The following is a 26195-nucleotide window of genomic DNA, read 5'->3' on the forward strand; positions in this document are numbered from 1 at the left end:
AGGCAGTAATACATCAGAAAATGCGGGTAGGCCGGTTGCCCGGCCGCCCTTTCAGGTGCGACGCATATCCAGTGTCATCGGCAGCTCGTCATTGTTCGTGAGTGTAGGCACAGGCTGCGCCCCGGTGCTATGGCCCAGGCGGAAGAAGCGCGACAGGCGCCGGCTTTCGGCTTCGTTGGCATTGACCGGCAAGGTTTCGTAGTTGCGCCCGCCCGGATGCGCCACGTGGTACTGGCAGCCGCCCAGCGAGCGCTGCATCCAGGTGTCGTGGATGTCGAAGGTCAGCGGCGCGTGCACCGGGATAGTCGGTTGCAGGCAGTTGAACGGCTGCCAGGCGCGGAAACGCACGCCGGCCACGTACTCGCCGACCTTGCCGGTGCTGTGCAACGGCACGGTGCGGCCGTTGCAGGTCAGCACGTAGCGTTGCGGCGACAGGCCGTTGAGCTTGACCTGCACGCGCTCCAGCGACGAGTCGACGTAGCGCACCGTACCACCGGCACCGCCCTCCTCGCCCAGCACGTGCCAAGGCTCCAGGGCCTGACGCAACTCCAGTTCGATGCCTGCCACGGCGTAGTCGCCGATCTTGGGGAAACGGAATTCCAGGTGCGCGGCGAACCACTCGGCGCGCAGGCCGTAGCCGGCGCCGTTGAGCTCGGCGATGACATCGGCGAAATCCTGCTCGATGAAGTGCGCGAGCATGAAGCGATCGTGCAACTCAGTGCCCCAGCGCGCCAGCTTGGGCGGTGCATAGGGTTCGCGCCAGAAGCGCGCGACCAGGGCGCGCAGCAGCAGTTGCTGCACCAGGCTCATGCGCGCATGGGGTGGCATCTCGAAACCACGCAGCTCCAGCAGGCCCAGGCGGCCGGTGGCGCCGTCAGGCGAATACAGCTTGTCGATGCAGAACTCGGCGCGGTGGGTGTTGCCGGTCACGTCGATCAGCAGGTTGCGCAACAGGCGGTCCACCAGCCACGGCGGGCACTGCTCGCCGGGCGCTGGCATCTGCTGGAAAGCGATTTCCAGCTCGTACAGCGAGTCATTGCGCGCCTCGTCCACCCGTGGTGCCTGGGACGTCGGGCCAATGAACAAGCCGCTGAACAGGTACGACAGCGACGGGTGATTGTGCCAATAGCTGATCAGGCTGCGCAGCAGGTCGGGACGGCGCAGGAACGGCGAGTCCGCCGGCGTGGCGCCGCCCAGCACGAAGTGGTTGCCGCCGCCGGTGCCGGTGTGGCGGCCGTCGATCATGAACTTCTCGGTGCTCAGGCGGGTTTCGCGGGCCTGTTCGTAGAGGAATTCGGTGCGCTCCACCAGCTCATCCCAGCTGGCCGAGGGCTGCACGTTGACCTCGATCACGCCTGGGTCGGGGGTGATGCGGAAGTTGGCCAGACGCGGGTCGTAGGGCGGCTCGTAGCCCTCCAGCAGCACCGGGCACTTGAGCTCTTCGGCGGTGGCTTCGATCACGGCCACCAGTTCCAGGTAGGCCTCGACTTCGGACAACGGCGGCATGAACAGGTACAGGCGCCCGTCCCGGGCTTCGGCGCACAGGGCGGTGCGGGTCAGCCAGCTGGCCGACTCGTCGAGTTTGGGCGTGCGCTCCTGCTCTTCGACCTGGGCGGTGGTGGTGGCTTGCAACTGCACAGGCGTGGGCAGCGCGCCCAGGTCCTGATTGGGGTCGCGGGGGTGCACGAACGGGTATTCGGCGGCCGTTACCCAGGGCTGCGAGCCCAAGGGCAGGCGATAGCCCAGTGGCGAGTCGCCCGGCACCAGGCGGCAATGGTTGTCGCGCAGGTACCAGCGGCCACTCTGCCACTGATCACCGGCAGCGGTGCGCGCCAGCGGCAGCACCTGGCCGACGACCTTGTCCAGGCCCTGGCTGAACACCTTGCGCAGGCGTTTGCGTTCCATTTCCTCACCCAGGCGCGAGTCCTCGGCGGTGACGTTGACCGGCAGCGCGCCTTCGCGCCACAGGTAGTAGAAATTGTCCTCGTAGGCGGGGAACACGAAGCGCGTCGGCAGCTTCAGGCGTTCGGCCACACTGGCCAGGAAGCGCCCGGCCAACTCGCCGGTGGCGCCGTCATCACGGGTCTCATCGGCAATCAGCGCGTCGTTGTGCCAGATCGGTTCGCCGTCCACGCGCCAGTAAGCGTTCAACGACCAGCGCGGCAGTTGCTCGCCGGGGTACCACTTGCCCTGGCCGAAGTGCACCAGGCCCTTGGGGGCGTAGCGGGCGCGCATGCGCTGGTAGAGCTCGGCGGACAGCTTGCGCTTGTCCTCGCCCAGGGCGGCGGTGTTCCACTCGGCTCCGTCGGGGTCGTCGATGGAGACGAAGGTCGGCTCGCCGCCCATGGTCAAGCGCACGTCGCCTTCCACCAGGTCGGCGTCGATCTGCCGGCCCAAGGCCGAGATGGCCTGCCACTGCTCTTCGGTGTAGGGCCGGGTAACCCGCGGCGCTTCCCAAATGCGCTCTACCGACATTTCATGGCTGAACTCGCACTCGCACGGCTCTACCAAGCCGCTGATGGGTGCCGCCGAGGACGGATCGGGACTACAGGCCAATGGGATATGCCCTTCACCGGCGAACAGCCCGGAGGTGGCGTCCAGGCCGATCCAGCCGGCACCCGGCAGGTACACCTCGCACCAGGCGTGCAGGTCGGTGAAGTCCACTTCGGTGCCGGACGGGCCATCCAGGGCTTTCACGTCCGCCGCCAGTTGAATCAGGTAACCGGACACAAAGCGCGCGGCCAGCCCCAGGTGGCGCATCAGTTGCACCAGCAACCAGGCCGAGTCGCGGCACGAACCCGAAGCGTTTTCCAGCGTTTGCTCGGGCGTCTGCACCCCCGGCTCCATGCGGATGAGGTAGCCAATGTCCTGGCTCAGGCGCTGGTTGAGCGCCACCAGGAAGTCCACGGCCGGTATCGGCGTGCGGTCGATGCCTTTGAGGTAAGCCTCGAACTTGGGCGACAGCGGCAACTTCTCGAGGTAAGGCGCCAGCTCGTGCTGTTCGTCCTTGGCATAGGCGAAAGGAATCTTTTCCGCGTACGGCTCAAGGAAAAAGTCGAAGGGGTTGAACACCGCCATTTCGGCGACCAGGTCCACCTCGACGCGAAATTCGTCGGTTTTCTCCGGGAACACCAGGCGCGCCAGGTAATTGCCTTGGGGGTCCTGCTGCCAGTTGATGAAGTGCTGCTCGGGCAACACCTTCAGCGCATAGGACAGCACGCGCGTGCGGCTATGGGGCGCGGGGCGAAGGCGGACGATCTGCGGGCCAAGTTCAACCGCACGGTCGTAGCGGTAATGCGTGACATGGTGCAATGCGACATGAATCGACACGGCGTGCCTCCTGCGAGCCTTAACGGTAAGCGCACCGCGCAAGGTTTATGCCACGTGGGCAAAGCCAAGCACTAGAGCGCCTGCTCATTCAAGCACAGCACCAAGATCGTGCCATGCCTGATGTGTGTGCGCAGCGTCGCACAGAAAGGGCGCGTGCGGGGAACGGCAGCACTTGCTAGCGTCGCGCAGTTTTTTGCATACGCTGGCCACGAAGCCACACATGATAGTCACGCATTTCGCGGTGACGACGACTGTTGAGCAGTAATAAGCCCAAGAGAGGCCAGAGTACTGAAATACTTATCAGCACCTTGGATTCGTCAGGCGCAAAGCTGAACAACACCAGGATTAGGCAAATGACAAAGTAAGCAGCCATTACAGCGGCCCATTTGCGTCGGCCAAACAGAATGAAAACATTCGTCTGGACCACAAAGGATCCGAGCACCATGCAACCAAGCCAGGAATAGATAGCCCGTTTGTGTAACAGGACACCGGAAAAGAAAGCATCGCCCGCCAGGGACACAACCGCGCCCAATGACAAGCACCCCATGAACACAACGCCCATGAATACGGGCATGTACCGGGCGATACGCTCCCGCGGCGTGAGCACCTTAGTCATCCGCCAATTCCTCGTATAACCCGGCTCCAATTGACTTCATTGGAGTGTTCCACGAATTGCTGCGGCGTCGTATGCCTCTGCGTTTCACGAAAAATGAGCCGCTTGACCGTCCGACTGCAGATCGGCCGAAACTCGCGCAGGGTAATGACGTTGAAATCCCCATCGATATACATCACACCCGCCCCGACGATACCGGGATCGGCATCGATGGCGGCGAACAGGCGTGACAGGTTGATGCGGCTTTCGACGCGCTGGCGGGCGAGTGTTGGGAGGGGGTGGTAAAGGACGGATTGAGAGCGGTGCTCACTGGACGGTTCCTTGTTCAGTGGGAGGGGGAGGAAATGCGATATGCAGCAGCAACTGTCTATGTGGGAGCGGGTTCTACCCGCGAAAAGCACACCGCGGCTTATCAGGAAGTCCGCGTGCCCTTCTTCGCGGGTAGAACCCGCTCCCACAGGGAGTGGTGTACCTGTTGCTACGCGGTGCTAGTGACGCGACCTGGCGGCCGCTGCTACGGGCGTGGGGCTTAATGAAATATTGCGCAGGCCGGCCGTGGGGTGCAAGGGGAAACGGCAAACCGGGTGTAACCGAAGGTTTCGGTTACACCCGGCTTCACATCAGCGTGGCAGAACCGGCTGGCGAGAAGGTTTCTTCTTGCCCTTGCCGCCCTTGGCCGCGTCGTGGCGGGCCTTGGCGGCTTCCTTGGCGCGGGCTTCGGCGGCGGCCTTGGCCTGTTCACGCTTGTCCCACGGCTTGGAGCCGTCGCTGCCACGCGGCGGCAGGCCGGTGTGCTGGGTCAGGATGCGGGTTTCCTTGGCCACCTTGTGGCTGCCGGCCGGCGTCGAGTTCTTGCGACGGGCACTCTGGTAAGTGTCGGTCGCCGGCTGGTGCAGCGGGATCAGCTGGTGCTTGCCCGGGCCGATCAGGTCGGCGCGGCCCATGCGTTCCAGCGCTTCACGCAGCATCGGCCAGCCTTTCGGGTCGTGGTAGCGCAGGAAGGCCTTGTGCAGGCGGCGCTGGGCCTCGCTCTTGACGATGGTGACCGGGTCGCTCTTGTAAGTGACCTTGCGCAGTGGGTTCTTGCCCGAGTGGTACATGGCGGTCGCCGACGCCATGGGCGACGGGTAGAACGCCTGCACCTGGTCGGCGCGGAAACCGTTGCCCTTGAGCCACAGGGCCAGGTTCATCATGTCTTCGTCGGTGGTGCCCGGGTGCGCGGCGATGAAGTACGGGATCAGGTACTGCTCTTTGCCTGCTTCCTTGGAGTACTTCTCGAACATGCGCTTGAACTTGTCGTACGAGCCGATACCCGGCTTCATCATCTGGTTCAGCGGGCCTTCTTCGGTGTGCTCCGGGGCAATCTTCAGGTAGCCGCCCACGTGGTGGGTGACCAGCTCCTTGACGTACTCCGGCGACTCCACCGCCAAGTCGTAACGCAGACCCGAGGCGATCAGGATCTTCTTCACACCCGGCAAGGCACGGGCGCTGCGGTACAGCTGGATCAGCGCCGAATGGTCGGTGTTCAGGTTCGGGCAGATGCCCGGGAACACGCACGACGGCTTGCGGCACGCCGATTCGATTTCCGGGCTTTTGCAGGCGATGCGGTACATGTTGGCGGTTGGGCCACCCATGTCCGAGATCACGCCGGTGAAGCCGGGCACCTTGTCGCGGATCTCTTCGATCTCGCGGATGATCGACTCTTCCGAGCGGTTCTGGATGATGCGGCCTTCGTGCTCGGTGATGGAGCAGAAGGTGCAGCCGCCGAAGCAGCCACGCATGATATTCACCGAGAAGCGGATCATGTCGTAGGCCGGGATCTTCTCCTTGCCGTACGCCGGGTGTGGAATACGCGCGTAGGGCATGCCGAACACGTAGTCCATTTCCTCGGTAGTCATGGGAATGGGCGGCGGGTTGAACCATACGTCCACTTCGCCATGCTTCTGCACCAGCGCGCGGGCGTTGCCCGGGTTGGTTTCCAAGTGCAACACGCGGTTGGCGTGGGCGTAGAGCACGGCGTCGGCACGGACTTTCTCGAACGACGGCAGGCGGATGACCGTCTTGTCACGGGTCATGCGCGGGCTGGCCAGAATCTGCACGACCTTGGCTTCGTTCGGGTCTTCCTGCTCGCCCTTCTCCTGCTCGATGGCGCAGGCCTGGGTGTCCTGGGTATTAACGTACGGGTTGATGATCTTGTCGATCTTGCCCGGACGGTCGATACGGGTGGAGTCCACCTCGTACCAGCCTTGCGGCGTATCGCGGCGCACGAAGGCGGTGCCGCGGATGTCGGTGATGTCTTCGATCTTCTGGCCGTAGGACAGGCGCTGAGCCACTTCGACGATCGCGCGTTCGGCGTTGCCGTACAGCAGGATGTCGGCGCAGGCGTCGATCAGGATCGAATGGCGGACCTTGTCCTGCCAGTAGTCATAGTGAGCGATGCGGCGCAGCGAGGCTTCGATGCCACCCAACACGATGGGCACGTGCTTGTAGGCTTCCTTGCAGCGCTGGCTGTACACCAGGCTGGCACGGTCGGGGCGCTTGCCCGCCAGGCCGCCAGGGGTGTAGGCGTCGTCCGAACGGATTTTCTTGTCCGCGGTGTAGCGGTTGATCATCGAGTCCATGTTGCCGGCCGCGACGCCGAAGAACAGGTTGGGCTCGCCCAACTTCATGAAGTCGTCTTTGCTGGTCCAGTCGGGCTGGGCAATGATGCCCACGCGGAAGCCCTGAGCTTCCAGCAGACGGCCGATGATGGCCATGCCGAACGACGGATGGTCGACATAGGCATCACCGGTGACGATGATGATGTCGCACGAATCCCAGCCGAGCTGATCCATCTCCTCCCTGCTCATGGGCAGGAATGGCGCTGGCCCGAAACACTCGGCCCAGTACTTTGGATAGTCGAATAACGGCTTGGCTGCTTGCATGTCGATGACCGTATGGCTACGTGATGAAAAAACGCGGGCGCGGAATATAGCACAAATTTTGACCAATTGTGGGACCGGGCGAAGCTCGGGAAGGCCGCAGCGCGAATACTTGGCGTACCGCGTAGGGCTTTTCCCGAGCTTCGCCCGGTCCCACAAGGGATCGTTGTTGAATTTCGGTGACGTTACTCGTCGTCGTCGAAGTTGTAGCTGCCTGGGGCCAGGTTCTCGAAGCGCGTGTATTTGCCGATGAACGCCAGGCGGATGAAGCCGATGGGGCCGTTACGCTGCTTGCCGATGATGATCTCGGCAATGCCCTTGTGCTCGGTCTCCGGGTGATACACCTCGTCGCGGTAGACGAACATGATCACGTCGGCGTCCTGCTCGATCGCTCCGGATTCCCGCAAGTCGGAGTTCACCGGGCGCTTGTTGGGACGTTGTTCCAGGGAGCGGTTGAGCTGCGACAGCGCCACCACCGGGCAGTTGAATTCCTTGGCCAGGGCTTTCAACGAGCGGGAGATCTCGGAGATCTCGTTGGTACGGTTGTCACCGCTGGAACCGGGAATCTGCATCAGCTGCAGGTAGTCGATCATGATCAGGCCGATGTCGCCGTGCTCACGCACCAGGCGACGGGTACGGGCACGCATTTCCGACGGGCTGATGCCGGCAGTATCGTCGATGAACAGCTTGCGGTCGTTGAGCAGATTGACCGCCGACGTCAGCCGTGGCCAATCGTCGTCGTCCAGGCGGCCGGAACGCACCTTGGTCTGGTCAATACGGCCCAGCGAGGACAGCATACGCATGACCAGCGAATCACCTGGCATCTCCAGCGAGTACACCAGCACGACCTTCTCGCTGCGCAACACCGCGTTCTCCACCAGGTTCATGGCGAAGGTGGTCTTACCCATGGACGGACGACCGGCAACGATGATCAAGTCAGCAGGCTGCAGGCCACTGGTCTTCTCGTCCAGGTCGGTATAGCCGGTCGACAGGCCGGTGATGGCCTCGTCGGTGTTGAACAGCGTGTCGATGCGGTCGATGGCCTTGGTCAGCAGGTCGTTGACGCTGACCGGGCCGCCGGTTTTCGGCCGCGCCTCGGCGATCTGGAAGATCTGCCGTTCGGCTTCATCGAGGATCTCGGCGGCGTTGCGGCCCTGGGGGTTGAAGGCGCTGTCGGCAATGTCGGTGCTGATGCTGATCAGCTGGCGCAGCGTGGCGCGCTCGCGGACGATCTGGGCATAGGCCTTGATGTTGGCGACCGACGGCGTGTTTTTCGCCAGTTCACCCAGGTAACCCAGGCCACCGACCTGGGAGCTCTGCCCTTCCTTGTCCAGTTGCTCGTGCAGGGTGACCACGTCGAACGGTGTGTTCTGGTCAGCCAGCTTGGCAATGGCGCGGAAGATCAGGCGGTGGTCATGACGGTAGAAATCGCCATCCGAGACCTGATCCAGCACGCGCTCCCAGGCGTTGTTGTCCAGCATCAAACCACCGAGCACAGCCTGTTCGGCCTCGATGGAATGCGGCGGCACCTTGAGGGCGGCGGTTTGCAGATCGTACTGCTCGGGTTGCGATATCTCGTTCATGGCCACTTGAAATCAGGGGATACAGAAAGACAAAGGGCACGACCTGTAGACAGGATCGTGCCCAATGTTACCGGCTGTTACCCAAGGGTGCCAGCCGATAGGTGTTGCCTTAAGCAGCTACAACAACAACGCGTACGGTAGCTTCTACGTCGCTGTGCAGGTGCACGGCAACGTCGTATTCGCCAACGTTACGGATGGTGCCGTTCGGCAGACGAACTTCAGCTTTAGCCACTTCAACGCCCGAGGCGGTCAGTGCATCAGCGATGTCGTGGGTGCCGATCGAACCGAACAGCTTGCCTTCGTCACCGGCGGTGGCAGTGATGGTCACTTCCAGCTCAGCCAGTTGGGCAGCGCGAGTTTCAGCCGAAGCTTTCTTGTCTGCTGCGATTTTTTCCAGCTCAGCACGACGCTCTTCGAACGCAGCCAGGTTGGCTGGGGTCGCGGCGGTGGCTTTGCCGTAAGGCAGCAGGTAGTTACGGCCGTAACCAGCCTTAACGTTTACTTTGTCGCCCAGGTTGCCCAGGTTGGCGACTTTTTCCAGAAGGATCAGTTGCATGTGGAAATCCTCTAACTTTTAACCTTCACCGTTCGCATTGTCAGGGCCTTTGGGCGCCAAACGTCCGCGAAAATCAATCAGGCTGTCGACAATGGCCAACACCACGAGCAACGGATAGATCAGGTTGATCAACACCAGCAGCGTGACATACAACCCCACCAGCCAGAACCGCGCCAGGTGCTTTTCAGCGACCAGGGCGTGAATCAAGGCCAGGCCTGCGAAGGCCAGCGGTACGCTGCACAGCGGCGTGAGCATGGCCAGCTGGTTACCGATATTCGGCCCCACCACCATGCACGCCAGCAGCATCAACGCCAGCCCCCGCGGGATGCGCACGGTGCGAAACTCGCGACCGAACCCACCCGGGTTGTACAACATCGCTTGCCAGTATCGGCCCAGTATCAGGCAACTCAAACTGACGATCTGCAGCATGGCCGCGATCATCCCGGTCAGGAGCAGGGGCATGAGTGCATCAAGGCGCGCTCGCTCTTCCACCGGCATTTGCTGGTAGAAATCACCGAGGGCCATGGGCAGAACCTTTGACAGGCCTTGCGACATCACCTCGATGTGAGGGCGGAAAACCGCGCCCAGCACCACTGCATACACCAACCCCAGGGCTATGCTGACCAGCAGCACACGGATCCAGGACTCACTCGAGCGCAGCACCTGCGCGAGGGTCGCCGAGCCCAGCAGCACCAGTAGTGCGCGGGGGTCGTGATCGCTCCCCAGCAGCCACCACGCCAAAGCGGGCAGCAGGCCGAGGGCGAGGACGCTTTTGGCATCCTGAAATCCGCGCCGCAGAAGCACCAGGCTTCCCGCGGCAGCACCCAACCAGAACAACAGCGGCATGACTGCCGATATGGCCACCACCAGGGTGGCCTGCATGCGTCCGCGCATGATGAAATCAGCTATGGGGCGCATGCATTCAATCCCTTGCTACTTGTCGACTACCTGGTCTCAGCGGCCGTGGCTGTCGGTGTAGGCCAGCAGGGCCAGGAAGCGGGCGCGCTTGATAGCGACGGCCAGCTGACGCTGATAACGAGCTTTGGTACCGGTGATACGGCTTGGAACAATTTTGCCGGTTTCGGATACGTAGGCTTTCAGAGTGTTGAGATCTTTGTAATCGATCTCTTTCACGTCTTCAGCGGTGAAGCGGCAGAATTTACGACGACGGAAGAAACGTGCCATGTAATTGGCTCCTCAAAAGGTCCGTGGATTACTCGTCAGCGTTATCGCTGGCGTCGCTGTTGTCGCTGTCATCGCCATCGGCGCTGTCAGCATGCTCAGGACGGTCACGACGCTCACGGCGCTCGCTGCGGTTTTCTTCGGCCTTGAGCATCTCGGACTGACCAGTTACGGCTTCGTCGCGACGGATGACCAGGTTACGGATCACGGCATCGTTGTAGCGGAAGTTGTCTTCCAGCTCGGCCAGGGCCTTGCCGGTGCACTCAACGTTCAGCATCACGTAGTGAGCCTTGTGAACATTGTTGATTGCGTAGGCCAGTTGACGACGGCCCCAGTCTTCCAGACGGTGGATTTTGCCGCCGTCTTCTTCGATCAGCTTGGTGTAACGCTCAACCATGCCGCCGACTTGCTCGCTCTGGTCAGGGTGGACCAGAAAGATGATTTCGTAATGACGCATGAATGCTCCTTACGGGTTGTAGCCTGCCGCCAGGGCGGTCAGACAAGGAGTGAATGACACTGTATGTCTTGCTCGCGGAAAAGGTGGTGGCGATGAACTGCCCGCACCTGCCGTCGAGGCAAGGGGCGCAATTGTAGAGAAGGGAGTGGGGACAAGCAAGGGAATTGGTGAATATTTGAACAGAATTGCGGTGCCTGGTTCCCGGGCAGAGCCCGGTCCTACACCTTTCGGGCCATGGGTGTCAGTGACGCAAAGCGATCAGCCTTTGGAGGCACAGCAGGATGAACTGCAAACCATCAAAGGCTGATCGCTTTGCCTACCTGACACCCATGGCCCGAAGGGTGTAGGACCGGGCTCTGCCCGGGAAAAGGCCAACGCCGATCTTACTTCTTGGCGCCGCGCTGACGAACGGCTTCAAACAGGCACACACCCGTGGCCACCGACACGTTCAGGCTGCTGACGCTGCCGTGCATCGGCAGCTTCACCAGGTAGTCGCAGTGCTCGCGGGTCAAGCGGCGCATGCCCTTGCCCTCGGCGCCCATCACCAGGATGGTTGGCCCGGTCATGTCGTGCTGGTACAACTCCTGCTCGGCTTCGCCGGCGGTGCCGACCACCCACAGGCCGCGCTGCTGGAGTTTTTCCAGGGTGCGCGCCAGGTTGGTCACGGCCACCAGCGGGATCACTTCGGCAGCGCCGCACGCCACTTTACGCACCGCAGGGGTCAGGGTGGCCGACTTGTCCTTGGGCACGATGACCGCCAGCACGCCCGCCGCATCGGCGGTGCGCAGGCAGGCACCCAGGTTGTGCGGATCGGTCACGCCGTCCAGCACCAGCAGCAACGGCGCGCCATCGGTACGGTCCAGCAGCTCGTCGAGCATCGCCTCGCCCCACACCTGGCTTGGGCTGACTTCGGCAACCACGCCCTGGTGAACACCATCAACCCAGGCGTCCATTTCGCGACGCTCGGCCTGACCCACCGACACGCGGTTTTCCGCGGCCAGGGCGATCAGCGGCTGAACGCGCGGGTCGTTGCGGCTTTCGGCCAACCAGATCTGCTTGACCCGCTTGGGGTGGTGACGCAACAGGGCTTCCACGGCGTGCACGCCGTAGATTTTTTCCAACTGACTCATGACTTCGCCTTCGGTTTACGAGCACCCGTTTTCGACGGGCCCTTGCGATGCGTGGTGGGCTTGGCAGCGCCGGACTTGTCCGAACGCGCCGGCTTGCCCGCGCCACCCTTGGCCTCGGCCAGCAGCGCTTTTTTCATTTCACGGCTTTTGCGCACGTCGGCGTTGTTGGCCGTGGCATCCGACGCGCGGTAGGCGCTGGACGACTCGGACGACTTGGCCGGACGCTTCGACGGCTTCGACAGCGGTGCTGCCGGGGCCGGTTTTTCGTACACAGGCTTGTCGTAGGACTTGGCCGCCGGCTTCTTGTCAGCCGACTTGCGCTCAGGGGCGCTTTTCTTCGCTTCCGGCTTTTCGGCCTGGCGATTCTTGCGACCCACTGGCGCGGTGGCGGATTTTTCCGACATGCCGAAGTCGATCTTGCGCTCGTCCAGGTCCACACGCATGACCTGCACTTCCACGGTGTCGCCCAGGCGGAAGCTGCGGCCCGTGCGCTCGCCCGCCAGGCGGTGGTGCACAGGGTCGAAGTGGTAGTAGTCGCCCGGCAGCGCGGTGACGTGCACCAGGCCTTCGACGAAGATGTCGGTCAGTTCCACGAACAGGCCGAAACCGGTCACGGCGGTGATCACACCCGGGAAGGTTTCGCCCACGCGGTCTTTCATGAACTCGCACTTGAGCCAGTTGACCACGTCGCGAGTGGCTTCGTCGGCACGGCGCTCGCTCATCGAGCACTGCTCGCCCAACTGTTCCAGCGCCGGCTCGTCGTACGGGTAGATGCGCGCTTTCGGGATGGTCATGGCACCGGCACGTTTGACGTGCGGGGTGTCCATCTTCGAGCGGATCACACTGCGGATGGCGCGGTGGGTCAGCAGGTCCGGGTAGCGACGGATCGGCGAGGTGAAGTGGGTGTAGGCTTCGTAGTTCAGGCCGAAGTGGCCATTGTTCTCGGCGCTGTACACCGCCTGGCTCAGGGAGCGCAGCATCACGGTCTGGATCACGTGGAAGTCCGGGCGGTCCTGGATTTTTTCCAGCAGCGCGCGGTAGTCCTTCGGCGACGGACCATCCTTGCCCTTGTTGATCGACAGGCCCAGCTCGCCCAGGAAGGCGCGCAGCTTTTCCAGACGCTCTGGCGGCGGACCATCGTGCACACGGTACAGGGCCGGAATCTCATGCTTCTTGAGGAATTCGGCGGTGGCCACGTTGGCGGCCAGCATGCACTCTTCGATCAGCTTGTGAGCGTCGTTCCGCACGGTCGGCTTGATTTCGGCGATCTTGCGCTCGGAACCGAAGACGATGCGGGTTTCCTGGGTTTCGAAGTCGATGGCGCCACGGGCATGACGGGCACCCAGCAGCACTTTGTACAGTGCGTACAGCTGCTTGAGGTCCGGCAGCACGTCGCCGTACTCACCGCGCAAGGCCTTGGCTTCGCTGCTGCGCGAATGCTCGAGCATGGTGCTGACCTTGTTGTAGGTCAGGCGCGCGTGGGAGTGAATGACGGCTTCGTAGAACTGGTAGTCAGTCATCTCGCCGGTCTTGGAGATGGTCATCTCGCAAACCATGGCCAGGCGATCAACGTGCGGGTTCAGCGAGCACAGGCCGTTGGACAACTCCTCGGGCAGCATCGGAATCACTCGCTCGGGGAAGTACACCGAGTTGCCGCGCACCTGGGCTTCTTCGTCCAGGGCCGAACCCAGCTTCACGTAGCTGGACACGTCGGCGATGGCCACGTAGAGCTTCCAGCCACCGTTGAACAGGCGCAGTTTGCTCTTGGCTTCGCAGTAGACGGCGTCGTCGAAGTCGCGGGCGTCTTCGCCGTCGATGGTGACGAACGGCAGGTGGCGCAGGTCGACGCGGTTCTGCTTGTCCTTCTCTTCCACTTCAGGCTTGAGCTTGCCGGCTTCCTTGAGCACGGCTTGCGGCCATACGTGGGGAATGTCGTAGGTGCGCAGCGCGACGTCGATTTCCATGCCCGGCGCCATGTAGTTGCCGACCACTTCGATCACATCACCCTGTGGCTGGAAGCGCGGGGTGGGCCAGTGGGTGATCTTGACTTCCACGAACTGACCGATCTTGGCCCCGGCGTTGCGGCCCGGAGTGATCAACACTTCCTGCTGCACCTTGGGGTTGTCCGGGGTCACGAAGCCGATGCCGCCTTCTTCGAAGTAACGACCCACAATGGTCTCGTGACCACGGGACACCACTTCGACGATCACGCCTTCACGACGACCGCGACGGTCCAGGCCGGAAACGCGCGCCAGGGCACGGTCGCCGTCGAACACCAGGCGCATTTGCGCCGGGCTCATGAACAGGTCGTCGGAGCCGTCGTCAGGAATCAGGAAACCGAAACCGTCGCGGTGGCCCGCAATGCGGCCGGCGATCAGGTCCAGTTTATCCACAGGGGCGTAGGTGCCACGGCGGGTGTAGATCAGTTGCGCATCGCGCTCCATGGCGCGCAGGCGGCGGCGCAAGGCCTCGACCTGGTCCTCGGTGGTCAGCCCGAACTCGTCTACCAGCTGCTCGCGGCTGGCGGGAGAGCCACGCTCGTCGAGGTGCTGGAGGATCAGCTCACGGCTGGGAATAGGGTTTTCGTATTTTTCCGCTTCACGAGCGGCCTCGGGATCGAGGGACTGCCAATCGGCCATTAGAGAAATTTCACCTTGTCTATATAAGGGTTAGTTTGGCATACGCGTATTGAAACGGGAAATTTCATGGTTTGACAGTCCCGCGATGCCGCACTTTCGGACAAAAACCAGCGCCTGACAAAAAAACCTAAACTTTTTTCATAACAGGGGTTTACAGGTCAAAAGGACGCCCGTATAGTGCGCGCCATCGACAACGCAAACGCGCTGAAGATGATGCCCAGATGGTGAAATTGGTAGACACGCCAGCTTCAGGTGCTGGTGACCTTACGGTCGTGGAAGTTCGAGTCTTCTTCTGGGCACCAATTTCAGGCTTGAGATTACAACATCTTGAGCCTCTCACAAGAACCCGCGAAAGCGGGTTTTTGCGTTTCAGGGGGTCTGAAAAGATTCTTTGAGTTTTTTTGAAAAAATGTTGTTCCGGGGGTTTACAGGTATTCGAACCCTCCGTATAGTGCGCACCACAACGACGGACAACGTCGAAGTAGCTGCCCAGATGGTGAAATTGGTAGACACGCCAGCTTCAGGTGCTGGTGACCTTACGGTCGTGGAAGTTCGAGTCTTCTTCTGGGCACCAATTCAGATTCACAGATCAACGATCTTTGAGTCATCTCAAAAACCCGCGAAAGCGGGTTTTTGCGTTTCTGCCCTCCCCTAAAGTTCACACTTACTGCGTAGCCGCTGCCGAAGGCTGCGCTGGCCCTATGCCCCGCTAAACATCTCCAGCGCCCCCCCAGAGGCCAGCGCAGCCTTACGGCAGCGGCTACAGGCCAGCGCAGCGTTGCGGCAGCGGCTACAGGCCAGAAACGACAAAGGGCCCTTAAAGGGCCCCTTGTGGCTTACAGCAATGCTTCTTACGCGAACGGATGACGCAGCACGATGGTCTCGTTGCGATCCGGGCCGGTCGACACGATGTCGATCGGTGCGCCAACCAGCTCTTCGATGCGCTTGATGTACGCACGGGCAGCTTCTGGCAGCTCTTCCAGGGACTTGGCGCCCAGGGTCGATTCGCTCCAGCCCGGCATCTGCTCGTACACCGGCTCCAGGCCAATGTAGCTGTCAGCGTCGGTCGGTGCGTCGATGACGGCGCCGTCGGCGTTTTTGTAGCCTACGCAGATGTTGATTGTTTCCAGGCCGTCCAGTACGTCCAGCTTGGTCAGGCAGATGCCCGAGATGCTGTTGACGTCGATGGCGCGACGCAGGATGACGGCGTCGAACCAGCCGCAACGACGGGCACGGCCGGTGGTGGCACCGAACTCGTGGCCACGCTTGGCCAGGAAGGCGCCAACGTCATCAAACAGTTCGGTAGGGAACGGACCCGAACCGACGCGAGTGGTGTAGGCCTTGGTGATGCCCAGGATGTAGTCCAGGTACATCGGACCAACGCCCGAACCGGTGGCGATGCCGCCAGCAGTGGTGTTGGAGCTGGTGACGTACGGGTAGGTACCGTGGTCGATGTCCAGCAGCGAGCCTTGGGCGCCTTCGAACATGATGTCCTTGCCGGCGCGACGCAGGGCGTGCAGTTCGGCGGTGACGTCGAGCATCATCGGCTTCAGCAGCTCGGCATATTCCATGCACTCGTCCAGGGTCTTCTGGAAGTCGATGGCCGGCTCTTTGTAGTAATTCACCAGGACGAAGTTGTGGTAGTCCAGCAACTCGCCCAGCTTGGCGGCGAAACGCTCGCGGTGGAACAGGTCACCGATGCGCAGACCACGGCGTGCAACCTTGTCTTCGTACGCAGGGCCGATTCCGCGACCGGTGGTGCCGATCTTCAGCTCGCCACGGGCCTTCTCGCGCGCCTGGTCCAGGGCCACGTGGTAGGACAGGATCAGCGGGCAGGATGGGCTGATGCGCAGGCGCTCACGCACCGGTACGCCCTTCTCTTCCAGCTTGACGATTTCACGCAGCAGGGCGTCGGGTGCTACCACCACGCCGTTGCCGATCAGGCACTGCACGCCTTCGCGCAGCACGCCCGATGGAATCAGGTGCAGGACGGTTTTTTCACCGTCGATCACCAGGGTGTGGCCAGCGTTGTGGCCACCCTGGTAGCGCACTACGGCGGCTGCATGTTCGGTCAGCAGATCAACGATCTTGCCTTTGCCCTCATCACCCCACTGGGTGCCCAGGACTACGACATTCTTACCCATGACACTTGTCCTCATTCGCGCAAACTTGGTGCCGGCATTGGCCGGCGGGAAAACTCAAGAAGCCAGCGGCAGTACCTGCCACAGCCCGTTCTGCTGAATCAATTGGCGGTCGCAATCAGCCTCAAAGGCTGCGCTCAACGCCTGCCCAGGCAGGGCCTGGACCACACGCTGGCCTTCACGACGCAGCTGGCAGACCTGCTGCCAGAGTGCCGCATCGGTGCTGTCTGGCATCCAGATGCCACCGCTAGGCAGTTCCACTTCGGCGCGACCCAGGGTAACCAGGGTCTTGAGGTCGGTGGAGAACCCCGTCGCCGGACGCGCACGACCGAAGTCGGCGCCGATATCGTCATAACGACCGCCCTGGGCGATCGATTGGCCAACGCCCGGCACGAACACGGCGAACACCACACCGGTGTGGTAGTGGTAACCGCGCAGCTCGCCCAGGTCGAAATACAGCGGCAGCTCGGGGAAACGTGCAGCCAGGCGCTCGGCGATGGCTTGCAGGTCGTCCAGGGCGGCGATGACCGGGGCCGGCGCCTTGGCCAGGCGCACGCGCGCCTCGGCGAACACTTCCGAACCACCGCACAGCTCGACCAGCGACTGCAGCATGGCAGCCAGGTCAGCCGGCAGGCCGCAGGTCAAGGCGATGACTTCGTCGATGGCCTTGCGCTGCAGGGCATCGAACAACTGCTGCTCGACACTGCCGGACAAACCGGCGGCACGGGCCAGGCCGCGGTAGATACCCACGTGGCCCAGGTCCATGTGCACATCCGGCACGTCCGCCAGTTGAAGCATAGCCAGCATCAGGCTGATCACTTCCACATCGCTGCTCGGGCTTGCGTCGCCGTACAGCTCGGCACCCAGCTGGATGGGGCTGCGCGAGGACGACAGGGCACGCGGCTGGGCGTGCAGCACGCTGCCGGCGTAGCACAGGCGGCTCGGGCCTTCACGACGCAGGGTATGCGCATCGATGCGCGCCACTTGCGGGGTGATGTCGGCACGGAAGCCCATCTGGCGACCGGATTGCGGGTCGACAACCTTGAAGGTGCGCAGATCCAGGTCCTGGCCCGCGCCGGTCAGCAGCGACTCCAGGTACTCGATATGCGGGGTGACGACGAACTCGTAGCCCCAGCTCTGGAACAGATCCAACACCTGGCGACGCGCTACTTCGATGCGCGCCGCTTCCGGCGGCAGTACTTCTTCGATGCCATCTGGCAGCAGCCAGCGGTCTACCGTTGCCATTACGCCTTTCCCCTATGATCCGGGCGGCACGCGTTCTTGCGAGCCTTGAGTGAAGCAGGCAATGACGAGGCAACATGCAGCGGTGTGTAACGCCGCCCTGCCTGCTGGGCCATTGCCCTCGATTACATGGAAAACAGTCTGAAACACTTTGCAAAAGACTGGCGCAGACGGCCAATCGATCTTGCAGACGCAAAAAAGCCGGGAATTTCCCGGCTGCCGCATCATAACACGTTTTCTGAAATGGTCACCCCGCCGGGCGATTTGACCGCCCGGCGGGTACCTTTCACGTGCGGCCTAGATCAAGGCTTGTACTTTTCCATGTAGCGGAAGAAGTCGCTGCTTGGGTCCAGCACCAGCACGTCGCTCTTGTTGGAGAAGCTTTGACGGTAGGCCTGCAGGCTGCGGTAGAAGGAGTAGAACTCCTGGTCCTGACCGTAGGCCTTGGCGTAGATGGCAGCCGCCTGGGCGTCGCCATCACCGCGGGCTTCTTCAGACTCGCGATAGGCCTCGGCCAGCAACACGCGGCGCTGACGATCGGCGTCGGCACGGATGCCTTCAGCCAGCTCGTTACCCTTGGCGCGGTGCTCGCGGGCTTCACGCTCACGCTCGGTGCTCATGCGGTCGAAGACGCTCTTGTTCACCTCTTTGGGCAGGTCGATGGCCTTGACCCGCACGTCGATGACTTCGATGCCCAACTCGTCGTTGGCCATCTTGTTCAGCGACTCGGTGATACCCGCCATCAGCTCGTCACGCTGGCCCGACACGACTTCGTGCAGGGTGCGCTTGCCGAACTGGTCACGCAGGCCCGACTCCAGGCGGCGAGACAGACGATCGTCGGCGATCTGCTTGATACCCGAGGTGGCGGTGTAGAAGCGCTCGGCGTCCTTCACGCGCCACTTGGCGTACGCGTCGACCATCACTGCCTTCTTCTCCAGGGTCAGGAACCGCTGGGTAGGGGCATCGAGGGTCATCAGGCGCGCGTCGAACTTGCGCACCTGGTTCACGTACGGCACTTTCACGTGCAGCCCAGGGGCTACATCGGCCTGTACCACACGACCGAAGCGCAGCAGTACGGCGCGCTCGGTCTGGGACACGATGTAGAAGCTGTTCCACGCCACGATGGCCAGTACCACGCCAACGATCAGGGCGATCAGTGATTTATTGCCCATCAGCGACTCTCCCTGGAACGCAGTTCACGTTGTTGCTGCTGCAGATCGGCGGCCGCACGGGCGCCGGCGGCGTCGGTGACCGACGGCGTCACGCTGCCCGACGCCACTGGTGCGGGGCCGTGGCTGCTGTTGACCATCTTGTCCAGCGGCAGGTAGATCAGGTTGTTACCCCCTTTCTCGCTGCTCACCAGCACCTTGCTGGTGTTGCTGTAGACGTCCTGCATGGTTTCCAGGTACAGACGCTGGCGGGTGACTTCCGGCGCCTTGCGGTACTCGGTCACCAGCTTGGTGAAGCGGTCGGCTTCACCCTTGGCGCGCGACACCACTTCATCGCGGTAGCCATTGGCGTCCTCGATGATGCGCTGGGCCTGACCACGGGCTTCCGGTACCACGCCATTGGCGTAGGTCTCGGCCTGGTTGCGCGAACGCTGCTCGTCTTCACGGGCACGGATCACGTCGTCGAAGGCTTCCTGGACTTCACGCGGGGCGGCCGCGCTCTGCACGTTGACCTGGGTAATGGTGATACCGGTCTTGTACGTGTCCATGAAGCTTTGCAGGCGCTTCTTGATTTCGCTGGCCATCAGCTCGCGGCCTTCGGTCAGCACCTGGTCCATGGTGGTGGACCCCACCACGTGGCGCAGGGCGCTGTCGGTGGCGTGCTGCAGGCTGACTTCCGGCTGGTCGACGTTGAGCACGAAGTCCTGCAGGTTGCTGATGCGGTATTGCACGGTCAGCGGCACCTCGACGATGTTCTCGTCTTCGGTGAGCATCTGCCCCTGCTTGGTGTACGTACGCTCACGCGTCACGTTCTCCAGGTACTTCTTGTCGATGGGCGGGAAATAGATATTCAAGCCCGAACCGACCGTTTCGTAGTACTTGCCGAAGCGCAGCACAACGGCCTGCTCCTGCTCGTCCACCACGTAGATGGCGCTGTACAGCCAGATGGCCGCCAGCACGACAAGCCCGATCCCGAGCAGGCCGAAGCCACCGCCCCTGGACGAACCGCCACCATCACCCGTGCGTTTTTTCCCACCACCGAACAAACCGTTCAGGCTTTCCTGCAGCTTTCGGAAGGCTTCGTCGAGATCCGGTGGCCCCTTGCGGTCGCCCCCACGGCGCTTACCACCCCAAGGATCCTGATTGTTCGAGTTGCCACCCGGCTCATTCCAAGCCATAGCGCTCTCCATCTGATAAAGCAAAGACGCACCCACGGCGCGCCAACCAATGCTACAGAATGCCCGAGCTCGCGGCATCGCCGCATTGCAGGCCTTTTTATTGCAAAGTGTGTTGCTCGATAAATTCCAGCGGTTCCATCCCTGCCCGACTGACCAGACGGTTGAGCTCGACACGAGGCACGCGCACAGCCAACAGGCTGGCCCCTTCCTCGTCATGTGTCTCGCTCTGTACCACACCCATCTCGAAAAACTGTGCGCGTAAACGGCCCATGCGTTGCGGCAGGCGCAGGGTGGCGACAAACAGGTCTTCGCCCAGCAACTCTGCCACGGCCTGTTTCACCAGGTCCATGCCCCGCCCGTCACGCGCCGACACCCAGACCCGCTGCGGCTTGCCATCGGCATCGCGCTGAATCTGCGGTTCTACCCCTTCCAGCAAGTCGAGCTTGTTGTAGACCTCGAGGATCGGCAGCCCGCTGGCACCGATTTCGGTCAGCACCGCCATCACCTGCTCGATCTGCGCCATGCGCTCCGGCTCATGGGCGTCGATCACGTGCAGCAGCAGGTCGGAGTTGCTCGACTCTTCGAGCGTAGCCCGGAAAGCCTCGACAAGCTTGTGCGGCAGGTGACGAATGAAACCCACGGTATCGGCAAGGATCACCGGCCCAAGGTCATCCAGCTCGAGACGACGCAGGGTCGGGTCGAGGGTGGCGAACAATTGGTCGGCGGCGTACACCTCGGACGAGGTCACGGCATTGAAGAGGGTCGATTTGCCGGCGTTGGTATAGCCCACCAGTGAAACCGAAGGTATATCGGCGCGACGCCGGCCGCGACGGGCCTGCTCACGCTGGCTGCGAACCTTTTCCAGGCGCGCCTTGATCTGCCGCAGCCGCACCCGCAACAGGCGGCGGTCAGTTTCCAGCTGGGTTTCACCGGGGCCGCGCATGCCGATACCACCCTTCTGCCGCTCAAGGTGGGTCCAGCCGCGAACCAGCCGCGTACTCATGTGCTCAAGCTGGGCGAGTTCCACCTGCAGCTTGCCTTCATGGGTGCGTGCCCGCTGGGCAAAGATATCCAGAATCAGACCGGTACGGTCCAGCACGCGACACTCGAAAGCGCGCTCCAGGTTACGTTCCTGGCTGGGCGTGAGGGTGTGATTGAAGATCACCAGATCTACCTGTTCGGCCTTGACCCGGTCGCGCAACTCCTCGACCTTGCCGCTGCCAATCAGGTATTTGGCCGTGGGCTGATGCCGCGCCACGTTGACGAACGCGACAGTTTCGGCGCCGGCCGACACGGCCAGCTCCTGAAACTCCTGCGGATCTTCGCGCGCCTCAGGGTCCTGACCATCCAAGTGAACGAGGATTGCCCGCTCACCACCACCGTGGCGCTCAAAGAACAAAGCAGACTCCTATCAGGCGTTACCTGGCTCGACGTCGCCGCTCTCGGATTCGGTTGCGCTAGGCAGACGGATCGGACGTACCGGTACAACGGTGGAGACAGCGTGCTTGTAGACCATCTGGCTGACAGTGTTCTTCAGCAGAATCACGAACTGGTCAAACGATTCGATCGTACCTTGCAACTTGATACCGTTAACGAGATAGATCGAAACGCCGACCTTCTCTTTACGCAATGTATTCAAGTAAGGGTCTTGTAGCGAATGCCCTTTTGACATGTGCCGCACTCCTTTAAGGATCAATAGATAAGAAAATCAGAAAAAATGATGGCTTAGGCCGCCCCACCCCAAGGATAGACGGCAATTTCAAGGACTCAGCTCAATATGGAGACCGTTCCAAGGTATTTCAAGGTGCGTGGCAGATTGTCACAAGCCAGGCTGTCCAACCAGTGAAGATCACCGAAGCTTCTTAGCCAGGTGAACTGCCGTTTGGCCAGTTGACGTGTTGCAATGATGCCGCGCTCCTGCATTTCCATCGAGCTCAGCTTGCCATCCAGATGATCCCAGACTTGGCGATAACCCACTGCACGTATAGACGGCAGGCCCGCGTGCAAGTCACTTCTGGCACGCAGTGCTCTGACCTCGTCGATGAAGCCCTGTTCCAGCATCTGCTGAAAACGCAGGGCAATACGATCGTGCAGCACCTTACGATCCGTTGGCGCAATCGCCAGGCTGGCAACAGTATAGGGCAATTGACCGCCGCCCGGAGCGCCTGCGTCGGTACTTTGCGCAGATTGTCGGACACGATGTTCAGTCATGCTGGAACCGCTTACCCGGTAAACCTCCAGTGCACGGATCAGGCGCTGGGGGTCGTTGGGGTGGATGCGCGCGGCCGAAACCGGGTCGACGCGGGTCAATTCATCGTGCAAAGCCTGCAGCCCGCCGGCCTGGGCCATGGCTTCCAGCTCTGCACGTACCGCAGCGTCGGCGGCCGGCATGTCGGCCAGGCCTTCCAGTAACGCCTTGAAATACAACATCGTGCCGCCAACCAGCAACGGGATGTTTCCACGCGCGGTGATCTCGGCCATCGCCTGCAGGGCATCAGCGCGGAATTCGGCGGCCGAATAGGCCTGGGCCGGGTCGAGGATATCGATCAGACGATGGGGATGGGCCGCCAGCAGCTCTTTCGAAGGCTTTGCGGTGCCGATGTCCATGCCGCGGTAGACCAGCGCCGAATCGACGCTGATCAGCTCGCAAGGCAGCACCTTGCTCAGCTCAATGGCAAGGTCGGTCTTGCCGGCGGCCGTGGGGCCCATCAGGAATATCGCAGGGGGTAACGCACTCATCGCAATCAACGGCCACGCAGGAATAGTTTGTCCAGATCATCCAGGCCCATCTGGGTCCAGGTTGGTCGGCCATGGTTGCATTGGCCGCTGCGCTCGGTGTTTTCCATGTCGCGCAGCAGGCCGTTCATTTCCGGGATCGCCAGGCGCCGGTTGGCGCGGATGGCGCCGTGGCAGGCCATGGTGCCCAGCAGTTCGTTCAAGTGGGCCTGGATACGGTCACTGGTGCCGTACTCCATCAGGTCGGCCAGCACGTCGTGCACCAGGCGGTTGGCCTCGGCCTGCTTGAGCAGGGCCGGGATCTGGCGGATGGCCAGGCTTTCCGGGCCCAGGCGCTGCAATTCGAAGCCCAGGCGCTGGAACCACACGGCGTGCTCCTCGGCGCAATCGGCCTCGCGCTGGCTGACCGCAATGGACTCGGGCACCAGCAGCGGCTGGCCGCTCAGGCCTTCGCTGGCCATGGCCACCTTCAGGCGCTCATACATGATGCGTTCGTGGGCGGCGTGCATGTCCACCAGTACCAGGCCCTGGGCGTTCTCGGACAGGATGTAAATGCCCTTGAGCTGCGCCAGGGCGTAGCCCAGCGGCGGAATGTCGCCCTGGCCTTGCGGCAGGTTTGGCCCGGCAGCCCCGGCTTGCTGAGGCAGCGGCGCATAGAATTCGCGGTAGGCGGCCTGGGTCTCGGCGGTGGGTGCGGGCTGCGCCGGGCGCGGCACGTACTGGTAGCCGGCGCCCGCACTGCTGCTGTAGCCGCGGCTGGCGGGTTCCTGTTGCGGCTGCTCAAGCAGGTTGGCCGCCAGGCGCATCTCGCCCTGAGGGCCGAACTCACCGGCTTCCAGGCCTGTAGGCCGGGCCATCGGCTCGGCAGCTGACGCCGTGGGCAGCTGGTCTTCGGGTCGCACGTCCGCGAGTGCACGATGCAAAGTGCCATAGAGGAAGTCATGCACCATGCGCCCGTCACGGAAGCGCACTTCGTGCTTGGTGGGGTGCACGTTGACGTCTACCACGGTCGGGTCCACCTCGAAAAACAGCACAAAGGTGGGGTGACGACCGTTGAACAGCACGTCGCGGTAGGCCTGGCGCACCGCGTGGGCGACCAGCTTGTCGCGCACCGCGCGGCCGTTGACGAAGAAATACTGCAGGTCTGCCTGGCTGCGCGAGAACGTTGGCAGGCCAACCCAGCCCCACAGGTGCAGGCCGTTGCGCTCGATCTCGATCGGCATCGCCTGCTCCAGGAACCCCGGCCCGCAGATGGAGGCCACGCGGCGGGCGCGGGCGATCTCATCGTTGGCTTCATGCAGGCTGAGGATGGTCTTGCCGTTGTGGCGCAGGTGGAACGCCACATCGAAGCGCGCCAGGGCCAGGCGCTTGATCACTTCCTGCAGGTGATCGAATTCGGTTTTTTCGGTCTTGAGAAACTTGCGTCGCGCCGGGGTGTTGAAGAACAGGTCGCGCACTTCCACCGACGTGCCCACCGGGTGCGCCGCAGGCTGCACGCGCGGGGCCATGTCGCGGCCTTCGGTTTCCACCTGCCAGGCCTGATCGGCGTCGCGGGTGCGAGAGGTCAGGGTCAGGCGCGCCACGGAGCTGATCGACGCCAGGGCTTCGCCACGGAAACCCAGGCTCATCACCCGCTCCAGGTCTTCCAGGTCGCGGATCTTGCTGGTGGCGTGACGCGCGAGGGCCAGCGGCAGGTCGTCAGAGGCGATACCGCCGCCGTCGTCGCGCACGCGCAGCAGCTTGACGCCGCCCTGCTCCACTTCCACGTCGATGCGACGGGCGCCGGAGTCCAGGCTGTTTTCCAGCAATTCCTTGATCACCGACGCCGGGCGCTCGACTACCTCACCGGCGGCGATCTGGTTGGCAAGGCGCGGGCTGAGCAGCTCGATGCGAGCGGACGAACTCATTGCTGCGCCGCCAGGACAGTGGCCGGGATGTTCAGGGTCTGGCCGATCTTCAGCTCATCGGTGGTCAGGTTGTTGGCACTGCGCAACGTGGCCACGGACTGGTTGTAGCGTACCGCCAGCATCGGCAGGGTTTCGCCGGGGCGCACCACGTGCTCGGTCGGCCCCTGGGCCAGCTTGCCGCTGTCACGCAGCCAGGCGATGTAGGTGCCCGGTGGCGGGTTCTGCTGGAAGAACTGGCGCACGCCGCTGGTAATGGAGCGGGCCAGGGCCTGCTGGTGGCTGGAGCTTTGCAGCTTGGCCGCCTCGCCAGCGTTGGAAATAAAGCCGGTTTCCACCAGGATCGACGGGATGTCCGGCGACTTCAGCACCATGAACCCGGCCTGCTCGACACGCGCCTTGTGCAGCGGCGTGACGCGGCCAATGTTGCTCAGCACCTTCTGGCCCACGTTGAGGCTGGAGCTGAGCGAGGCGGTCATGGACAGGTCCAGCAGTACGCCGGCCAGCATCTTGTCCTTGTCGTCTAGGCTCACGGCCCCGGCGCCACCGATCAGGTCGGAACGGTTTTCACTGTCGGCCAGCCAGCGCGCGGTCTCGGAAGTAGCGCCACGTTCGGACAGGGCGAATACCGAAGCGCCCACGGCGGCCGAGGAAGGCGCAGCGTCGGCGTGGATGGACACAAACAGGTCGGCGCCCTTCTTGCGGGCGATCTCGGTGCGCTGGCGCAGCGGGATGAAGTAGTCGCCGGTGCGGGTCAATTCGGCGCGGAAGCCTTTTTCGCCGTTGATCTGGCGCTGCAATTCGCGGGCAATCGACAGGGTGATGTCTTTTTCATGCTGGCCACGGGAGCCCGAGGCACCCGGGTCCTCGCCGCCGTGGCCGGCGTCGATGGCGACGATGATGTCACGCTTGCCGTTGGGCACCGGCGCCAGCTTGATCGCCGGTTGCGCGGGGGTAACGGGGATCGCCGGGGTAGTGGCCACGGTCGGCTCCGGCGGCGGCGGTGCTGCATCGGCGGCGTTGTCGAACAGGTCCACCACCAGGCGGTTGCCATATTGCTGGTTGGGCGCCAGGGAGAAGCTTTTCGGGGTCACGGCCTTTTTCAGGTCGATGACCACTCGCAGATCGGTAGGCGTGCGCTGGGCCGAGCGCACCGACGTGATCGGGGTGTTGGCAATGGGCAGGTTCAACGGCCCGGCCAGGGTCGCGCCATTGATGTCGATCACCAGGCGGTCGGGGGACTGCAGGGTGAATAGACTGTGTTCGACCGGGCCCGACAGGTCGAATACCAGTCGCGTGTTATCCGGCGCTCGCCACAGGCGAACACTCTTGACCTGCGAAGCCGCAAACGCGTCGACGGCAAATACCGCCAACAGCAACCCCACGAACGCGACCAGCGCGCGAATGCGCATAC

At 62.6% G+C, this 26195-nt stretch carries 19 protein-coding genes, 2 tRNA genes and 1 pseudogene; 2 read left to right on the forward strand and 20 right to left on the reverse strand.

Annotated features, from left to right (window positions below):
• Positions 1-51: 51 nt before the first annotated feature.
• From ACZ9GA_RS25685 to rnr, 11 genes and pseudogenes are all read right to left on the reverse strand, one after another.
• Positions 52-3330 (reverse strand): transglutaminase family protein, encoded by a 3279-nt coding sequence (locus ACZ9GA_RS25685; protein ID WP_457359849.1) that lies wholly within the window; start codon positions 3328-3330, stop codon positions 52-54.
• Between the two features lie 175 nt (positions 3331-3505).
• The gene (locus ACZ9GA_RS25690; protein WP_457359847.1) at positions 3506-3946 is read right to left on the reverse strand and encodes a hypothetical protein; all 441 of its coding nucleotides are present in this window, start codon (positions 3944-3946) and stop codon (positions 3506-3508) included.
• 47 nt (positions 3947-3993) lie between these two features.
• Positions 3994-4272, reverse strand: a pseudogene (locus ACZ9GA_RS25695) (hypothetical protein); the annotation flags it as partial.
• A 291-nt stretch (positions 4273-4563) separates the two neighbouring features.
• Positions 4564-6867, reverse strand: a complete 2304-nt coding sequence (locus ACZ9GA_RS25700; protein ID WP_455926353.1) for a YgiQ family radical SAM protein — start codon at positions 6865-6867, stop codon at positions 4564-4566.
• Positions 6868-7049: 182 nt separating this feature from the next.
• Positions 7050-8447, reverse strand: coding sequence for a replicative DNA helicase (dnaB, locus tag ACZ9GA_RS25705; RefSeq protein ID WP_457359845.1), 1398 nt, complete (start codon positions 8445-8447; stop codon positions 7050-7052).
• A 109-nt stretch (positions 8448-8556) separates the two neighbouring features.
• Entirely contained in the window at positions 8557-9003 is a 447-nt protein-coding gene (rplI, locus tag ACZ9GA_RS25710) for a 50S ribosomal protein L9 (protein WP_027979702.1), read from the reverse strand.
• Between the two features lie 18 nt (positions 9004-9021).
• Positions 9022-9921, reverse strand: a complete 900-nt coding sequence (locus tag ACZ9GA_RS25715; RefSeq protein ID WP_457359843.1) for a YybS family protein — start codon at positions 9919-9921, stop codon at positions 9022-9024.
• A 36-nt stretch (positions 9922-9957) separates the two neighbouring features.
• The gene (gene rpsR, locus ACZ9GA_RS25720; RefSeq protein ID WP_008368574.1) at positions 9958-10188 is read right to left on the reverse strand and encodes a 30S ribosomal protein S18; all 231 of its coding nucleotides are present in this window, start codon (positions 10186-10188) and stop codon (positions 9958-9960) included.
• Between the two features lie 28 nt (positions 10189-10216).
• Positions 10217-10642 (reverse strand): 30S ribosomal protein S6, encoded by a 426-nt coding sequence (gene rpsF, locus ACZ9GA_RS25725; protein WP_027979704.1) that lies wholly within the window; start codon positions 10640-10642, stop codon positions 10217-10219.
• Positions 10643-11025: 383 nt separating this feature from the next.
• The gene (gene rlmB, locus ACZ9GA_RS25730; protein WP_027979705.1) at positions 11026-11772 is read right to left on the reverse strand and encodes a 23S rRNA (guanosine(2251)-2'-O)-methyltransferase RlmB; all 747 of its coding nucleotides are present in this window, start codon (positions 11770-11772) and stop codon (positions 11026-11028) included.
• Entirely contained in the window at positions 11769-14411 is a 2643-nt protein-coding gene (gene rnr, locus ACZ9GA_RS25735; protein WP_457359840.1) for a ribonuclease R, read from the reverse strand. Before rnr ends, rlmB begins: the two co-directional genes overlap by 4 nt.
• 215 nt (positions 14412-14626) lie before the next feature.
• Here rnr and ACZ9GA_RS25740 point away from each other — a divergent pair.
• Both ACZ9GA_RS25740 and ACZ9GA_RS25745 read left to right on the forward strand, forming a co-directional pair.
• A tRNA-Leu gene (locus ACZ9GA_RS25740) sits at positions 14627-14713 on the forward strand.
• A gap of 185 nt (positions 14714-14898) precedes the next feature.
• Positions 14899-14985: transfer RNA gene (locus ACZ9GA_RS25745), tRNA-Leu, on the forward strand.
• A 277-nt stretch (positions 14986-15262) separates the two neighbouring features.
• Here the strand turns inward: ACZ9GA_RS25745 and ACZ9GA_RS25750 are convergent.
• The 9 genes from ACZ9GA_RS25750 to ACZ9GA_RS25790 all read right to left on the reverse strand — a co-directional run bounded on the left by ACZ9GA_RS25750 (position 15263) and on the right by ACZ9GA_RS25790 (position 26193).
• A complete protein-coding gene (locus ACZ9GA_RS25750) occupies positions 15263-16555 on the reverse strand; it encodes an adenylosuccinate synthase (RefSeq protein ID WP_455924679.1) in 1293 nt (430 codons plus the stop codon).
• 54 nt (positions 16556-16609) lie between these two features.
• Complete coding sequence (locus tag ACZ9GA_RS25755; protein ID WP_027979708.1) at positions 16610-17797, reverse strand: ATP phosphoribosyltransferase regulatory subunit; 1188 nt, start codon at positions 17795-17797, stop codon at positions 16610-16612.
• Between the two features lie 299 nt (positions 17798-18096).
• Positions 18097-18966, reverse strand: coding sequence for a protease modulator HflC (hflC, locus tag ACZ9GA_RS25760; protein WP_416422159.1), 870 nt, complete (start codon positions 18964-18966; stop codon positions 18097-18099).
• On the reverse strand, positions 18966-20141 hold the full coding sequence (gene hflK / locus ACZ9GA_RS25765) for an FtsH protease activity modulator HflK (RefSeq protein WP_457359837.1): 1176 nt from the start codon (positions 20139-20141) through the stop codon (positions 18966-18968). Before hflK ends, hflC begins: the two co-directional genes overlap by 1 nt.
• A 97-nt stretch (positions 20142-20238) precedes the next feature.
• Positions 20239-21540: a ribosome rescue GTPase HflX gene (gene hflX, locus ACZ9GA_RS25770; protein ID WP_457359835.1), complete on the reverse strand. Its 1302-nt coding sequence runs from the start codon at positions 21538-21540 to the stop codon at positions 20239-20241.
• 12 nt (positions 21541-21552) lie between these two features.
• Positions 21553-21813 (reverse strand): RNA chaperone Hfq, encoded by a 261-nt coding sequence (gene hfq / locus ACZ9GA_RS25775; protein WP_027979712.1) that lies wholly within the window; start codon positions 21811-21813, stop codon positions 21553-21555.
• Between the two features lie 95 nt (positions 21814-21908).
• The gene (miaA, locus tag ACZ9GA_RS25780; RefSeq protein ID WP_457359833.1) at positions 21909-22880 is read right to left on the reverse strand and encodes a tRNA (adenosine(37)-N6)-dimethylallyltransferase MiaA; all 972 of its coding nucleotides are present in this window, start codon (positions 22878-22880) and stop codon (positions 21909-21911) included.
• A gap of 5 nt (positions 22881-22885) precedes the next feature.
• Positions 22886-24784, reverse strand: a complete 1899-nt coding sequence (gene mutL, locus ACZ9GA_RS25785; protein WP_457359831.1) for a DNA mismatch repair endonuclease MutL — start codon at positions 24782-24784, stop codon at positions 22886-22888.
• Entirely contained in the window at positions 24781-26193 is a 1413-nt protein-coding gene (locus ACZ9GA_RS25790; RefSeq protein ID WP_457359829.1) for an N-acetylmuramoyl-L-alanine amidase, read from the reverse strand. Before ACZ9GA_RS25790 ends, mutL begins: the two co-directional genes overlap by 4 nt.
• Between the last annotated feature and the right edge of the window lie 2 nt (positions 26194-26195).

It is taken from the genome of Pseudomonas sp. TE3644 (assembly GCF_056278815.1).

Bases quoted from the DNA above. Each gene is read 5' to 3' on its own strand.
- rlmB (WP_027979705.1), bottom strand. From the start codon at position 11,772: ATGAGTCAGTTGGAAAAAATCTACGGCGTGCACGCCGTGGAAGCCCTG.
- ACZ9GA_RS25750 (WP_455924679.1), bottom strand. From the start codon at position 16,555: ATGGGTAAGAATGTCGTAGTCCTGGGCACCCAGTGGGGTGATGAGGGC.
- rplI (WP_027979702.1), bottom strand. From the start codon at position 9,003: ATGCAACTGATCCTTCTGGAAAAAGTCGCCAACCTGGGCAACCTGGGC.
- miaA (WP_457359833.1), bottom strand. From the start codon at position 22,880: ATGAGTGCGTTACCCCCTGCGATATTCCTGATGGGCCCCACGGCCGCC.
- mutL (WP_457359831.1), bottom strand. From the start codon at position 24,784: ATGAGTTCGTCCGCTCGCATCGAGCTGCTCAGCCCGCGCCTTGCCAAC.
- ACZ9GA_RS25690 (WP_457359847.1), bottom strand. From the start codon at position 3,946: ATGACTAAGGTGCTCACGCCGCGGGAGCGTATCGCCCGGTACATGCCC.
- hflC (WP_416422159.1), bottom strand. From the start codon at position 18,966: ATGGGCAATAAATCACTGATCGCCCTGATCGTTGGCGTGGTACTGGCC.
- dnaB (WP_457359845.1), bottom strand. From the start codon at position 8,447: ATGAACGAGATATCGCAACCCGAGCAGTACGATCTGCAAACCGCCGCC.
- hflK (WP_457359837.1), bottom strand. From the start codon at position 20,141: ATGGCTTGGAATGAGCCGGGTGGCAACTCGAACAATCAGGATCCTTGG.
- rnr (WP_457359840.1), bottom strand. From the start codon at position 14,411: ATGGCCGATTGGCAGTCCCTCGATCCCGAGGCCGCTCGTGAAGCGGAA.
- ACZ9GA_RS25715 (WP_457359843.1), bottom strand. From the start codon at position 9,921: ATGCGCCCCATAGCTGATTTCATCATGCGCGGACGCATGCAGGCCACC.
- ACZ9GA_RS25755 (WP_027979708.1), bottom strand. From the start codon at position 17,797: ATGGCAACGGTAGACCGCTGGCTGCTGCCAGATGGCATCGAAGAAGTA.
- rpsR (WP_008368574.1), bottom strand. From the start codon at position 10,188: ATGGCACGTTTCTTCCGTCGTCGTAAATTCTGCCGCTTCACCGCTGAA.
- ACZ9GA_RS25790 (WP_457359829.1), bottom strand. From the start codon at position 26,193: ATGCGCATTCGCGCGCTGGTCGCGTTCGTGGGGTTGCTGTTGGCGGTA.
- ACZ9GA_RS25700 (WP_455926353.1), bottom strand. From the start codon at position 6,867: ATGCAAGCAGCCAAGCCGTTATTCGACTATCCAAAGTACTGGGCCGAG.
- rpsF (WP_027979704.1), bottom strand. From the start codon at position 10,642: ATGCGTCATTACGAAATCATCTTTCTGGTCCACCCTGACCAGAGCGAG.
- hfq (WP_027979712.1), bottom strand. From the start codon at position 21,813: ATGTCAAAAGGGCATTCGCTACAAGACCCTTACTTGAATACATTGCGT.